The 14,964-nt window shown below is 53.2% G+C and carries 10 protein-coding genes; 6 read left to right on the forward strand and 4 right to left on the reverse strand.

The window, feature by feature from the left end; all coding sequences use genetic code 11:
• Positions 1–32: 32 nt before the first annotated feature.
• From tcuA to HV345_RS16480, 3 genes are read left to right on the forward strand one after another with little or no spacing between them, the layout of a single operon-like run.
• Positions 33–1,436: an FAD-dependent tricarballylate dehydrogenase TcuA gene (gene tcuA / locus HV345_RS16470; protein ID WP_181635819.1), complete on the forward strand. Its 1,404-nt coding sequence runs from the start codon at positions 33–35 to the stop codon at positions 1,434–1,436.
• Positions 1,423–2,562, forward strand: coding sequence for a tricarballylate utilization 4Fe-4S protein TcuB (gene tcuB / locus HV345_RS16475; RefSeq protein WP_181635820.1), 1,140 nt, complete (start codon positions 1,423–1,425; stop codon positions 2,560–2,562). Before tcuA ends, tcuB begins: the two co-directional genes overlap by 14 nt.
• A gap of 53 nt (positions 2,563–2,615) precedes the next feature.
• On the forward strand, positions 2,616–3,911 hold the full coding sequence (locus HV345_RS16480; RefSeq protein WP_181635821.1) for an MFS transporter: 1,296 nt from the start codon (positions 2,616–2,618) through the stop codon (positions 3,909–3,911).
• Positions 3,912–3,962: 51 nt separating this feature from the next.
• On the opposite strand, the gene chiQ is transcribed toward HV345_RS16480, so the two are convergent.
• Together chiQ and chiP are read right to left on the reverse strand one after the other, a co-directional pair.
• Positions 3,963–4,295, reverse strand: coding sequence for a ChiQ/YbfN family lipoprotein (gene chiQ / locus HV345_RS16485; RefSeq protein ID WP_016155980.1), 333 nt, complete (start codon positions 4,293–4,295; stop codon positions 3,963–3,965).
• A 49-nt stretch (positions 4,296–4,344) separates the two neighbouring features.
• A complete protein-coding gene (gene chiP / locus HV345_RS16490; RefSeq protein WP_016152254.1) occupies positions 4,345–5,751 on the reverse strand; it encodes a chitoporin in 1,407 nt (468 codons plus the stop codon).
• A gap of 636 nt (positions 5,752–6,387) precedes the next feature.
• Between chiP and HV345_RS16495 the strand changes: the two genes are divergently transcribed.
• The 3 genes from HV345_RS16495 to HV345_RS16505 are packed head-to-tail and all read left to right on the forward strand — an operon-like array spanning position 6,388 to position 10,849.
• On the forward strand, positions 6,388–7,389 hold the full coding sequence (locus HV345_RS16495) for a LacI family DNA-binding transcriptional regulator (RefSeq protein ID WP_181635822.1): 1,002 nt from the start codon (positions 6,388–6,390) through the stop codon (positions 7,387–7,389).
• 34 nt (positions 7,390–7,423) lie between these two features.
• Positions 7,424–9,532, forward strand: a complete 2,109-nt coding sequence (locus HV345_RS16500; protein WP_181635823.1) for an ADP-ribosylglycohydrolase family protein — start codon at positions 7,424–7,426, stop codon at positions 9,530–9,532.
• Between the two features lie 33 nt (positions 9,533–9,565).
• Positions 9,566–10,849, forward strand: a complete 1,284-nt coding sequence (locus HV345_RS16505; RefSeq protein ID WP_181635824.1) for an ABC transporter substrate-binding protein — start codon at positions 9,566–9,568, stop codon at positions 10,847–10,849.
• Positions 10,850–10,907: 58 nt separating this feature from the next.
• Here the strand turns inward: HV345_RS16505 and glnS are convergent, their stop codons facing one another.
• Positions 10,908–12,575: a glutamine--tRNA ligase gene (gene glnS / locus HV345_RS16510; protein WP_016152250.1), complete on the reverse strand. Its 1,668-nt coding sequence runs from the start codon at positions 12,573–12,575 to the stop codon at positions 10,908–10,910.
• A gap of 187 nt (positions 12,576–12,762) precedes the next feature.
• Positions 12,763–14,712 carry a PTS N-acetyl glucosamine transporter subunit IIABC gene (nagE, locus tag HV345_RS16515; protein WP_016152249.1) on the reverse strand — a complete coding sequence of 650 codons (1,950 nt, stop codon included), beginning with the start codon at positions 14,710–14,712 and terminating at the stop codon, positions 12,763–12,765.
• Between the last annotated feature and the right edge of the window lie 252 nt (positions 14,713–14,964).

Consider the following 14,964-nt stretch of genomic DNA (forward strand, 5'->3'; position numbering starts at 1 on the left):
TAACAATTAGTTAAATGGTAATGGAGTATACGATGGTTGATGTTCTGGTGATTGGCGGTGGCAATGCCGCGTTATGTGCTGCCCTAACCGCCCGGGAGCAAGGAGCTTCGGTACTCCTGCTCGAAGCGGCTCCACGGGAATGGCGCGGGGGAAATTCTCAACACACGCGTAATCTGCGCTGTATGCATGACGCGCCGCAGGATGTACTGGTGGAAAGCTATCCTGAAGAGGAGTTCTGGCAGGATCTGCGGCGCGTCACCGAGGGAAATACTAACGAAGCCCTGGCGCGTCTGGTGATCCGCACCTCTTCACAATGCCGCGACTGGATGCGCCAACACGGCGTTAATTTTCAACCTCCTCTCTCCGGTGCTTTACACGTAGCGCGAACCAACGCCTTTTTTATGGGGGGCGGGAAAGCCCTCGTGAATGCCTATTATCGCAGCGCAGAAAAGTTAGGCGTGCAAATCCGCTATAACACACCGGTGCAGGCGCTTGAACTGCATAACGGTGAGTTTGTGGCAGCGCTGGCAGGCGAAGAGCGCATAACCGCTAAATCCTGCGTGCTTGCCGCTGGCGGATTTGAGTCAAACCGCGAATGGCTGCGCGAAGCCTGGGGAGAAAACGCCCGCGGCGAGTGGCCTGCGGATAACTTCCTGATTCGCGGCACACGCTTTAATCAGGGCGTACTGCTTAAATTTATGATGGATGCCGGGGCGGACATCATCGGCGAACCCTCCCAGTCACACTGCGTCGCCATTGATGCCAGAGCGCCATTATATGACGGCGGGATTTGCACCCGCGTGGACTGCGTTTCACTCGGCATAGTAGTCAACCGTGACGCAGAACGTTTTTATGATGAAGGCGAAGATTTCTGGCCCAAACGCTACGCCATCTGGGGACGCCTGGTCGCCCAACAGCCAGGACAGATTGGCTATTCCATTATCGACAGTAAAGCCATCGGCCACTTTATGCCACCGGTATTCCCCGGCGCACAGGCGAATACGCTGGCGGAGTTGGCGCATCAGTTAGGGCTGGATGCCGAACGCTTTACCCACACCGTGACGGCGTACAACAACGCCTGCCAGCCAGGTCAGTTCGACCATACCGTCCTGGACAACTGCACGACGAAGACGTTAACCCCCGCGAAAACACACTGGGCGCGACCGCTGGACCAGCCACCTTACTACGGCTATGCCCTGCGGCCAGGGATCACCTTCACCTATCTTGGGTTAAAAGTGAACGAACGCGCTGCCGTGCACTTTGCCGGGCAGCCAAGCCGCAACCTGTTCGTCGCCGGAGAGATGATGGCGGGCAACGTGTTGGGCAAGGGTTACACCGCTGGCGTGGGCATGTCGATCGGGACAACCTTTGGCCGCATTGCCGGAAAAGAAGCCGCGCTGGCAGCACGAAAGGAGGCACGTCATGAAGCAGCTTGAGAAACTGATCATCGAAGCACAAATTATCACCGAGCCGGAAGCAGAAGTTGAACGTGTGATGCAGGTCTGTAACGCCTGCCGCTATTGTGAAGGTTTTTGCGCCGTGTTCCCGGCAATGACTCAGCGCCTGGAATTCGGTAAAGCGGATATCAATTATCTGGCTAACTTGTGCCATAACTGCGGCGCCTGCCTGCACGCGTGTCAGTATGCCCCACCTCATGAATTTGCCATCAACGTACCGAAGGCGATGGCGGAAGTGCGGCTCGAAACCTATCAGCACTACGCGCAACCCGCCGCCTTTGGCGCGCTTTATCGTCGCGCAGGCATCACTGTGACGCTGGCGCTGGTTTTCGGTCTGATCCTGTTTTTACTCCTCGCCATGAGTTTAAAGGGCTCGTTATTCCATCCTCCGCTGGCCGGGGATTTTTATCAGATTTTCCCGCATAACCTGCTCGCATGGATGTTTGGTTCGGTATTTATTCTGGCGATAGGTCTGCTGATGGCGGGTGTTCTGCGCTTCTGGCGCGAAATCTCTCCGGGTGTACCGCGTTCCGCTGAAATTGCTGAAGCCTCGCACAATGCGCTGACGCTGAAGTATCTCGATGGTGGGCATGGCAAAGGTTGTAACGAAGCAGATGATGCCTTCACCCTGATGCGCCGCCGTTTCCATCACTTCACCTTCTACGGTTTTATGCTCTGCTTTGCCGCCACCGTGGTGGCAACGGGCTATCACTACTTTGCAGGTATAGAAGCGCCCTATCCGTTCTTCAGCGTTCCGGTAATGCTGGGCTCGTTGGGCGGCATTGGCCTGGTTGTCGGCCCAGCTGGCTTGCTATGGCTCAATTTTAAGCGCTCACCGCTGCATGGCGACGCACGGCAAAAACCGATGGATCGCGGTTTTATTTTGCTGCTGCTCCTGACCAGTCTGACCGGTTTAGCGCTGCTGGCGGGAAGAGACACGTCCTGGATGGCTATTTTGCTCGCCATTCACCTCGGCGTGGTCATGGCGCTCTTTCTGACCATTCCTTATGGAAAATTTGCCCACGGATTTTACCGCTGCGCAGCCTTACTCAAGTGGGCGATTGAGAAACGGCGCGGCAAACAGGCGGGGGTCGCAGGCGACTAACCCGCAAACTCTTACCTCTATAAATATTATGATAAGACAGTGGAGCAAACCCAATGACACAACAACCATCGCGCGCCGGAACTTTCGGCGCAATACTGCGGGTAACCAGCGGTAATTTCCTCGAACAGTTTGACTTTTTTCTGTTCGGTTTTTACGCCACCTATATCGCAAAGACCTTCTTTCCTGCAGAGAGTGAATTTGCCGGGCTAATGTTAACTTTCGCCGTGTTTGGTTCAGGTTTCTTAATGCGGCCTGTTGGCGCAATTGTGCTGGGTGCTTACATCGACAGAATTGGTCGCCGTAAAGGACTGATGGTGACGCTGGCGATTATGGGCTGCGGTACCCTGCTGATTGCCCTGGTACCCGGTTATCACAGTATTGGTCTGCTGGCCCCTGTCCTGGTATTACTCGGCCGATTATTACAGGGCTTTTCTGCGGGGGTGGAACTGGGCGGCGTCTCGGTTTATCTTTCTGAAATCGCCACCCCTGGCAATAAAGGCTTCTACACCAGCTGGCAGTCCGCCAGTCAACAGGTCGCCATTGTGGCGGCGGCTCTGATTGGTTACGGCCTGAACGCCACCCTGGGACACGATGAGATCTCTGAATGGGGCTGGCGTATTCCATTCTTTATTGGTTGCATGATTATTCCTTTGATCTTCGTGCTCCGCCGCTCGCTTCAGGAAACAGACGCCTTTTTACAACGTACGCACCGTCCCGACACCAGGGAAATTTTTACTACCATCATCAAAAACTGGCGTCTCATCGCTGCGGGTACGCTGCTGGTGGCGATGACCACAACGACGTTTTACTTTATTACCGTTTACACACCGACCTACGGTAGGGCTGTACTTCACCTGAGCGCTCGCGACAGCCTGATCGTCACCATGCTGGTCGGTATTTCTAATTTTATCTGGCTGCCGATTGGCGGGGCGATTTCTGACCGAATTGGTCGTCGTCCGGTGTTGATGGGGATTACCATCCTTGCACTGATCACCACCTGGCCGGTTATGCACTGGCTCACCGCCGCGCCAGATTTCACGCGCATGACGCTGGTCCTGCTTTGGTTCTCGTTCTTTTTTGGTATGTACAACGGGGCAATGGTCGCCGCACTCACTGAGGTGATGCCTGTCTATGTGCGTACGGTGGGTTTTTCACTGGCATTCAGTCTTGCCACGGCGATTTTTGGCGGCCTTACGCCAGTCATATCCACAGCGCTGGTCCAGCTAACCGGGGATAAAAGCTCACCGGGGTGGTGGCTGATGTGTGCGGCACTTTGCGGGCTCGCCGCCACGGCAATGCTGTTTGTCCGGCTGAGTCGTAATTATCAACCGGTGGAATATAAACCCTGAAATGCAAACGGGCGGAAAACTCTCCGCCCGTTGTCTGTTTCATTTTTCGATTTACTGCGCAGTATTCTTGCTACGAATTTCCTGCCAGACCTTGTCGCAATCAGCATTAACGGACTGACCATTACCCGTGCGCGTAGCCTGGATGCATTGCTGATAATCCAATACGCGTACGCTTTCTTCATTGGCAAACTGCTGATGCTGCTTTTCTTTCTTCAGCACATTCAACACGCTTTGGCAGGCTTCGATTTTCTCCGGCGATCCTTGCGCGGTAGTAATGCACGCGCTGTAGGCTTCTTTCAGACGGCTGTCTTCTTTTGGCGCCGGGGATTGCGCGCAAGCCACCAGCCCGGATGCCATAACAGCGATGAGTATCAGTTTTTTCATAGCACTTTCCTCAACGATGCGGCAGGCGCCCGGCCTGCCGCTGTTGGCATTAGAAGATGGTGAACGGAGCAATAACGATGAATTTCACGTCGCGCTCATCCTGGAAGATGTTGCCGTAACCACCGCCCCAGCTTGGAATGTCTGAATGGTTGTCGTACTGGGTGAAGTGCAGTTTAAACATGGTGCCCTTCGCACGCCCCTCTTGCAGGGTATAGACCGCATCCAGGCTGTAAGAAGATTCTTCGATAGTCCGGTTTTTGTCGTAGTACGCATCCGGATTGATCTGCCAGGTTGATGGCTTGGCATCCCATGCGTAAACGTAGGACGCGCCCACTGCCCAGCCCGGCAAATTCCAGTTCTTCAGGTCATACATTGCGCCGAAGAAGACAGCCTTTTCGCCGTTGGCGTTGAAGTCGGAACGGTTATCCCACCAGATATCCAGGCGACCGTTTGATGAGGCGTAGGTCGGGGTCATACGCTGCAGGAAGTACCCCTGCTGCCCGTCCGCTTTAACCCAGGTCCCTTCCAGACGCAGGTCAACCACTTCCGCCACTTTGTAGCCAAAGGTCAGCGCCTGCAGCCAGGCCGTACCGTCATAAATATCGTTCACGGTGCGATCATCAACTTTGTCGCGCGCGCCGTAGAACTGATAGCTGGTGGTAAACGGGTTACCGCCTAAATCGAATTTATAGCTGGCTTTTGCGAAGTACTGATCGACGTAGCCTTCAGACTGACCAAATGCGGCTTCCAGCAACAGGTTATTTTTGAAGTCATATTTCGCGCCGATTGAGTGCAGATAATCTACGCTGGTCTTTTTATCAGCCTGATAGAATTTATCGACTTCAGTGTGCCATGGTGCTTTATATTCGTTGGCCCACATATAGGAGAAGCTCAGTGCACCAGCATCACCATAGTCGAAGTTGGCTCCGGCTTCAGCACCCTGATAGGTACCTGGCATAAAGCTCCAGTGCGGAGCCAACAGAGTCTGTCCGGTTGGTTGAATGTAACCGGCGCGCGCCCAGGTTGGGCCGAATTTAAATTTGGCTGCTGCTTTATAAAGGCTAATTCCGCTCTTATCGCCGGAGTAATCTTCATCATAGCCTTTATTTTTTGACGAGAATGCAATTTCGTTTGGATGGCCGCTTTCGCTACTTTCGTTCATTTCAATAGCGGTAAATGCTGCGATATCAATACCAAACATATCAGCCGCATAACCGGACTGGAAGTCGAGGTTAGCGTTCCAGGTGGAGTGAGAAAGGTTGGTTTTGTATTTGTCGTGATCGGTCACATCTTTACGGTCACGCTCACGCTGCCAGTAATAGATGCCGCCGGTTAAGGTTGAGTCATCAATAAATCCTTCGGCATGTACCTGGGGAGCGACAACGAACCCCGACATTGCTGTGATACCGGCGATAGCCAGCGCCAGCGTACTACGTTTGCCACTAAACGTACGCATATGTTAATCCTCTTTGACGTATAACCCTTCGTTTTTCAAGCTGCATCGGTGTTGGCTTTACTCGGCCTTTGGCCTCGCCCCTTCGGGGACAGCGCACGCGCTGCGTCTCCGCCTTGATGCAACTCGAAATCCATTGGGTATAAAATGCTGCCGACAAAAGCGGACAGCGAAAAAACAAAAATTAAAAAAGTAGCGCTGAGAAAACCTCAGTGACTACAATGAATAGACTATTTTTCGCGACGCGAATTATCAATCTCTTTCTGTAACGAGTATGTAATAGTATGAGCAACCGCACATATTTTCTTGTTTTCTGTTACATTTTGCTTTGGGAGTAAAAAAAGTCACAAAAACAAGAAAAAACACTTTATATACATATAGATATCTTCAATTTTATTATTATATATATAATTCAACCCTTAATAATTGTCTTTGCATTCGCAAAACAAATTAATTCTCGAACGTCATTAATTCGCTCTGCAAACAGAACGTTCGAGCTCCTGAATTCACTCTCCGTCGTTGATGTGACCGTCCTCGGATTTTCCACACAAATACACTCACTTTATAAGGTTTTTATTGACAGCTACCGGGTGTCCCATTATTCAAAGATGCAGGTTATACGTATAAGTTGATAAATAAATGACAAAACGCATCACGCAGAAAGACGTTGCGGCCCTGGCTGGCGTTTCACAGGCAGTGGTATCCGTGGTACTCACCAAAGGAAATCACACCTACCCACAGGAGACAGTGAGCCGGGTTGAGCAAGCGGCTAATCAGCTGGGATATATACCGAACCGTTTTGCACAAGCGCTGAAAACCAATAAAACCATGTCGATCGCCTGCATCGTGCCGGATATCGCCAACCCTTTTTATGCCTCGCTCGTCCGTGGCGTTCAGTCGGTGACGGATAGGTATCACTACGATGCGATCGTGGCCAGCACCGATGGATTACGGGAAAGAGAGCTGCATTTTTTGCGCTGGTCAGCGCAGGGGCGGGTCGACGCCGTGGTAGGGACATTTTTTAACGTCGGGATGAAAGATTTTGCCCCGTATCTTCAGGCAGGGATCCCGATTGCACGTATTGAAGCCAGAATGAAAAAAAACGGCCCGCTACCGCTGCATAATGTTTATATCGACAACGCCGCTGCCGCGCGCAGTGCCGTCGAATATCTGCTGGCAAAGGGGCACCGAAATATCACGATGATCGCCAGCGCTGGCGGTCCTGAGCCTGCCAGAGTGGAAGGATATCGCCAGGCGATGACCCAGGCCGGCCGCCTTCCGCGCATCAAAATTCTGCCAGGTTTTAACGAACAGAGCGGCTATCAGATCGCGATGCAGCTGATTAATGACGGCACGCTCCCGGATGCGATTTTCGCCGCCAACGATTTAATAGCTATCGGCGTGATGCGTGCCGCAAGGGAGAAAGGCATCACGATCCCGGAGCAGCTTGCGGTGATGGGGTTCGATGATATTCCCGCCGCCGGGCTGGTGACCCCTTCCCTGACCACTATCGCCCAGTACCCGGAGCAGCTTGGGCAAAAAGCGGCCGCCCTCCTCCTGGCGCAAACTGATATCACCGCACAGCTCCAGGGCAGCACCACTGAAATGCCCTGGGGCCTGGTAAAAAGAGAATCTGCCTGAACGGCTGATAAAACACCACACAAGGATCAAACAGATGGAATTGCCTTCAGATTATGAGTCGCGCGTTTATGCAGGGGTATTGGGGAAATTAATCGGCGTCTACCTTGGCCGCCCTTTCGAAGGATGGACCTACGAAAAAATTATGCAGGAGCTGGGGCCGATCCAGTATTACGTCCACGAAAAATTTAAGCGTCCGCTGGTTGTCACCGACGATGATGTCGCCGGAACCTTTACCTTTATCCGCGCACTGGAAGATTATGCCCTGCCGCCGGATCTGAGCGCGGAACAGATGGGGCACTGCTGGCTTAATTACATCATTGATAAGCGCACCATCCTCTGGTGGGGCGGCAACGGTAATTCGACGGAACACACCGCCTGGCTGAATCTCAAAAAAGGCATTCCGGCTCCGCTAAGCGGTGCCATTGCGACCAACGGGAAAACGATTGCCGAACAGATTGGCGCACAAATCTTTATTGATAGCTGGGCGCTTGTCGCACCGGGACAACCCCGTCTGGCGGCAGAACTTGCCAAAAACGCCGCCAGCGTGAGCCATGACGGTGAAGCAGTGTATGCCGCTATGCTCTGGGCCGCGATGGAATCACAAGCCTTTATCTGCCAGGAGATCGAACAGCTTATTGACGTTGGACTATCCGTGATCCCGGCAGAGTCGCAAATAGCCCAGCTGGTTGGCGATATCCGTCGCTGGCGACGGGAAGATAACGACTGGCAGACGACCCGCCAGCGAATCGACGACAACTATGGCTATCACAAATATCCCAGCAATTGTCACATCATCCCTAATCATGCGCTGATGATTATGGCGATCCTTTACGCGCCGGACGACTTCCAGCAGGCCCAGTGCATTGTCAATACGTCAGGATGGGACACTGACTGCAATGCGGGGAATGTCGGCTGTCTGTCCGGCATTATGCTGGGACTCCAGGGTATTGACGCAGGCCCGGACTGGCGCGGGCCGCTGGCGGACAGAATGCTGATCTCCTCAGCCGACGGAGGGTTCTCCATAAACAACGCCGTGCGGATCACCGATTACCTGGTCGGGCTGGGACACCAGATTGCCGGTCTGCCGCGCCCTGAAGCCAAAAAATCCGGCGCGCAGTACCATTTCTCACTACCGGGCAGCGTGCAGGGTTTCCGCTGGCTTAATGAAGAAAATGCGGCCGCGGTTGAGGTTAAGAATGAGGCGCACCTGGGGCGGCAGATGTTGAGTCTGCACTATCGCCATCTTGCGCCCGGACTTCATGCCAGCGTGACCACGCAAACCTTTACCCCGCCTGAAATCGTGGAAATGCGCAGCTACGATTTAATGGCTACCCCACTTATCTACCCAGGCCAGCGTCTTCAGGCCACCCTGATTGCGCCACCGGATAACACATCCGCGTTAAACGTGCGGCTCTGCTACCGGGTTTATGATGACAACAATCAGCTGACGCCTCAGTACGGCGACGCGCAGATCATAGCCCCGGGTGAATCGCTAACGCTGGCGTTGGATCTCCCGGACTGCCAGGGCCAACCGATCGGCGAGATTGGCGTAACAATCAGCACCGATGCCCGCGTTGCCCGCGGTCGCCTGCTCATCGACAGTATGCGCTGGGACGGCGCACCTGAGCTGACCCTGCGTAAACCCACAGGGGAAACTAATTTTTGGTGGCGAGCCTGGGTAAACGACGTGGATCTCTTTTCACGCCACTATCCCACCAGCTTTCGCATCTCCAAAGAGTACGACGAGGGATTGATTATTCACGGAACGCGGCAGTGGGATAACTACCGCGTTCAGAGTGACATTACGCTGCATTCAGGGGAGTACGGCGGTCTGGCTTTTCGGGTGCAGGGGATGAGGCGCTATTACGCCGCGCGCATCCTGCGCGACGGAAAATTACAGATCGTCCGCGTGCGCGACACCAGCACCAAAGTTCTGGCAGAAGCGGCGTTGTCCGACGTGTACGAGCGCCCTGTGTCGTTCGATATTAGCGTCAACGGGCAGATTATCTCCGCGACCGTTGACGGTAAAACGCTGCGCGTGGAGGACGCTGAACGCGAAGCCTTGATGGATGGCGGGATCGGTTTACTGATTTGTGCGGGTGCGCTGTCGACGGACGCTATCCATATCAGCGCCAGTTGTTAATCAACGGAAATGGACGACAACAAGGGATTAAAAATGAACATATCAAAAACAATGCTGGCGCTGATGACCGCCGTTTTGCTTTCAGGCTGTGAGGATAAACCGCAGCAGGTGAGCATCGAATTTATGCACTCCGCCGTTGAGCAGGAGCGCCAGACTGTCATTGCCGGGATCATTAACCGCTTTCAGCAAGAGAATCCGGATATTATTGTGAAGCAGGTTCCCGTAGAAGAGGATGCCTATAATACTAAAATCATTACCCTCGCCCGCTCAGGGTCACTGCCGGAGGTCGTCGAGGTCAGCCATGACTATGCCAAAGTCATGGATAAAGAGCAGCTTATCGACCACAAAGCGGTGAAAACGCTGATCGACAGGCAAGGTGAAAGCGCCTTCTACGACGGTGTGCTGCGCATTGTTCGCACCGAAGACGGAACAGCCTATACCGGCGTGCCGATCAGCGCCTGGCTACAGGGAGTCTGGTATCGGAAATCGGTACTGGCTAAAGCGGGAATCAACGAACCCAAAAACTGGACGCAACTGCTGGAAGCGGCACGCAGGCTGACCGACAGCGCCAGTAAAAAATATGGCATCGCGCTGCCGACGGCTGAAAGCGTCATGAGCGAACAAACCTTCTCTCAGTTCGCACTTTCAAACGGTGCCAATGTGTTCAACGCAAACGGCGACATCACGGTTAACTCAGCGGAAATGCAGGCCTCGCTGAACTATTATCGCGAACTGGCCCGCAATACCATGCCCGGCTCGAACAACGTAACAGAGATCAAAGACGCCTTTATGAACGGCACCGCGCCGATGGCGGTCTATTCGACCTATATCCTGCCAGCGATTTATCAGGATGGTTCGCTGGCGGATTTAGGCTTTGTCGTGCCGAGCGAAAAATCACCTGCCGTATTTGGCGTTATCACATCATTAACGCTCACAGCCGGTCAGACTGAGGCAGAAACGAAAGCCGCCGAAAAATTTGTCAGCTTTATGGGAGAGGCGCAGAACGCGGCTGACTGGGTATTGATGTCTCCGGGGGCGATGCTGCCGGTGACGAAGGCCGCCGCGCAAAACGTCAGTTGGAAGGACAACCCTGCCGTCAAAGTCTTTGGAACTCTCCCTGAACAGCTGATTGCCCAGTACCCGAATATGCAGGTCTTTGGATCGGTCGGCGAGAAGAACTTTACGCGGATGGGGGATATTACCGGCTCGATGATCCTCAGTGAAATGGTCAATCAGGCGACGGTGGGTAAGCAGGAGACATCGGTGGTGCTGGAACGCAGCCAGCAGCGGGTTCAGGCGTTAATGCAACATAAGTAAAACAGAAAAATCCGCCTCAAACGTCGCGTTGGCGGCGTTTGAGGCAGTGTGGCAGGAATTACTCGCCGACTTTAGCCCACGTATCGCGCAGACCTACAGTGCGGTTAAATACCAGCTTGTCAGCCGTTGCATAGCGGCTGTCCAGGCAGAAATAGCCTTCACGCTCAAACTGGAACGCTTTACCTGCAATCGCAGCCTGCAGTGACGGCTCACCGTAGCCCTGCTTAATGACCAGCGATTCCGGGTTGATAACGGACAGGAAGTCTTCTGCCGCACCTGGGTTTGGCACGCTAAACAGACGATCGTACAAACGGATTTCAATCGGCAGCGCATGGGACGCGCTCACCCAGTGAATAACACCTTTTACTTTACGACCATCAGCCGGATCTTTGCTCAGGGTGTCGGCATCGTAGGTGCAGAAAATGGTGGTGATATTCCCTTCTGCATCTTTCTCTACACGTTCAGCCTTGATCACGTAAGCATTACGCAGACGTACTTCTTTGCCCATCACCAGACGCTTGTACTGCTTGTTCGCTTCTTCGCGGAAGTCTGCGCGATCGATCCAAATTTCACCGCTAAACGGCACTTCACGGCTGCCCATTTCCGGTTTGTTCGGATGGTTAGGCATGGTAACCAGCTCGCTTTCGCCCTGCGGGTAGTTTTCGATAACCAGTTTCACCGGATCGATAACTGCCATCGCGCGCGGGGCGTTTTCGTTCAGATCTTCGCGAATGCAGGACTCCAGAGAAGCGATCTCAATGGTGTTATCCTGCTTGGTCACGCCAATGCGTTTGCAGAACTCACGAATAGCGGCAGCGGTATAACCACGACGACGCAGGCCAGAAATCGTCGGCATACGCGGATCGTCCCAGCCTTCAACGTGCTTGTCGGTCACCAGCAGGTTCAGCTTGCGCTTGGACATCACGGTGTATTCCAGATTCAGGCGCGAGAATTCGTACTGGCGCGGGTGAACCGGAATGGTGATGTTGTCCAGCACCCAGTCGTACAAACGACGGTTATCCTGGAACTCCAGCGTACACAGTGAATGCGTAATGCCTTCCAGCGCATCGCTGATGCAGTGGGTAAAATCGTACATCGGGTAGATGCACCACTTGTTGCCGGTCTGGTGGTGTTCGGCGAACTTAATACGGTACAGCACCGGATCACGCATCACGATAAACGGCGAAGCCATATCGATTTTCGCGCGCAGGCAGGCTTTACCTTCTTCAAAACCACCGGTACGCATTTTTTCGAACAGTGCCAGGTTCTCTTCGACGCTACGATCGCGGAACGGGCTGTTTTTACCTGGCTGCGTCAGAGTGCCGCGGTATTCACGGATCTCCTCCGCTGACAGTTCATCAACGTACGCCAGGCCTTTATTAATAAGCTCTACCGCATAGGCGTGAAGCTGATCGAAGTAATCCGAAGAGTAGCGAATATCGCCAGTCCAGTGGAAACCTAACCATTCAACGTCGTTTTTAATCGACTCAACGTACTCGATATCTTCTTTAACCGGGTTCGTATCATCAAAACGCAGGTTGCACTGGCCCTGGTAATCTTGCGCAATGCCAAAGTTCAGACAAATGGATTTCGCGTGGCCAATGTGCAGATAGCCATTTGGCTCCGGCGGAAAACGTGTATGGATAGTGGTGTGCTTACCACTGGCCAGATCTTCATCGATGATCTGACGAATAAAGTTACTCGGGCGGGCTTCAGCCTCACTCATCGTGGATTCCTCAAAGCGTAAACAACGTATAACGGAACATGATCTTATAAGCGACGTCAGGAGACAACTATTAGTTGCACAAAAAAGGTGTTTCAACAGGATATATGAGGGTATTTGCTGCAAAAAAAAGCGGCGGAGGAATATCCCCCGCCGCTTAAGGCACTTAACTCACTTTACTCAGGAGCAGTTATTTACCTTTAATCTCATACAGTGGTGTTTGACCAGCAACCACATGACCTTCGGCTTTAATGACCAGAGCACCGAAATCATCGCTGTTGCTGCACACAACCGGGCTAATCATGGAACGTGCGTTGGCGTTCAGGAACTCCAGATCCATTTCCAGAATCGGTTGACCTGCAGTCACTTCCGCACCTTCTTCAACCAGACGCTTAAAGCCTTTACCTTCCAGCGCTACTGTATCGATGCCCATGTGGACCACGATTTCCGCGCCTTTAACGGTTTCCAGACAGAACGCATGATTAGTGTTGAAGATTTTCACGATGGTGCCGGCAGCCGGAGCAACCACGATTTTATCCGTTGGCTTCACCGCCACGCCGTCGCCTACAGCTTTGCTGGCGAAGGCTTCATCAGGCACCTGCTCCAGCGCAACCACGTCACCGGTAATCGGAGAAACTAAAGTTTCAACGGTTACTGCGTTCGCTACAGCTTGCGGTTTAGCAACCGGAGCCGCTGCTGCTGGCGCACTTTCACCAGACGCTGCAGCCACCGGGCCACGCGCAACAACTTTCTTCATTTCGTCGCCGATAGATTCGGCCTTCGCACCCACGATGACCTGGATAGTTTGCTTGTTCAGCTTAACCACTCCAGATGCGCCTAAACGTTTACACATCGCATCATTTACGCGACCGGAGTCGGCAACGGTCAGACGCAGACGAGTGATACAGGCATCAATCGCTTTCAGGTTATCGGTACCACCAACTGCTGCAATGTAGTTGGTTGCCAGTTGAGCCAGACCTTCTTCAGTGTTGCTGTTCGCTTCTTCAGTAACGATATCGTCTTCTTTATCTTCACGGCCCGGCGTTTTCAGGTTAAACATACGAATAACCGCGCTGAACAACACAAAGTAAATGACGAAGAACACCAAGCCCATCACGACCAGCATCCAGACGTTCTGACTTGCCGCCGGCAGGTTGTACATCAACACGTAGTCGATAGCCCCTGCGGAGAAGGAGAAGCCCGCGTGGATCCCCAGCAGTGTTGCAACGAACAGGCTGATACCCGTTAACAGTGCGTGCAGGAGGTACAGCAATGGCGCCAGGAACATGAACAGGAATTCCAGCGGCTCGGTAACACCGGTCAGGAACGCGGTGATCGCAACGGACAGCAGCATACCGCCAACCATCGGACGACGTGCTTTCGGAGCGGCGAAGTACATTGCCAGCGCCGCACCCGGCAGACCAAACATCATGATCGGGAAGAAGCCAGACATGAACATACCCGCAGTGCCGTCACCCGCGTAGAAGCGGTTGATGTCACCGTGGAATACGGTACCTGCAGCGTTAGTGAATTCACCAATCTGGAACCAGGCGATGGTGTTCAGCACCTGATGCAGACCGGTTGGGATCAGCAGACGGTTGATGAAACCAAAGATACCGGAACCCAGCGCGCCAGCGCCTACGATCCACTCACCTCCCGCATGGATGGCGTTCTGCACCGGCGGCCACACGTAGCCGAAGATAGCAGCCAGCACCAGACAGAAGAAGCCAGTGGCGATCGGCACGAAGCGTTTGCCGCCAAAGAAGCTCAGGAAGTCAGGTAGTTTGATACCAGACCAACGGTTATATACCGCACCGCCGACCAGACCAGTGATGATACCTGCCAGCACGCCCATGTTGATGGCCGGGTTAATGGTAACCATTGCTTTGGTCAATATGAAATAACCGACCGCACCCGCCAGCGCTGCAGCACCCGCGCTGTCTTTTGACCAGCTGGAAGCCACACCGATAGCGAAAATTAACGCCAGGTTATCAAAGATGGCCCCACCCGCTTGCGCGATGAAGGGTACGTTAAGTAAATCTGGTTGGCCGAATCGCAGCAGCAGTGCCGCGACTGGCAGCACAGCGATGGGGAGCTGTAACGCCCTACCCAGCCGCTGGAAAAAACCTAAAATATTCATTTTATTCCCCCTACGAGACCCCGATTAGGCTTCTTTGAAGCCATATTTTTATTGTGCGACCATTCCTGACAGCAAGATTCTGGAACAACAATATTAACCATTCATCTACATTCAGAGTGTGTGAAAATTTAATTCGTATCGCAAATTAAATGCGTGTTTTTTGTGATTCCAGTCACCAAATATCGTTATTAACCCTCCCTTCCACTGGCTAACTACGAAAACTTATTTTATCATTCAAAAAATCGAAACGGA

This window comes from Citrobacter sp. RHBSTW-00986, from assembly GCF_013783065.1.
GTDB lineage: Bacteria > Pseudomonadota > Gammaproteobacteria > Enterobacterales > Enterobacteriaceae > Citrobacter > Citrobacter braakii.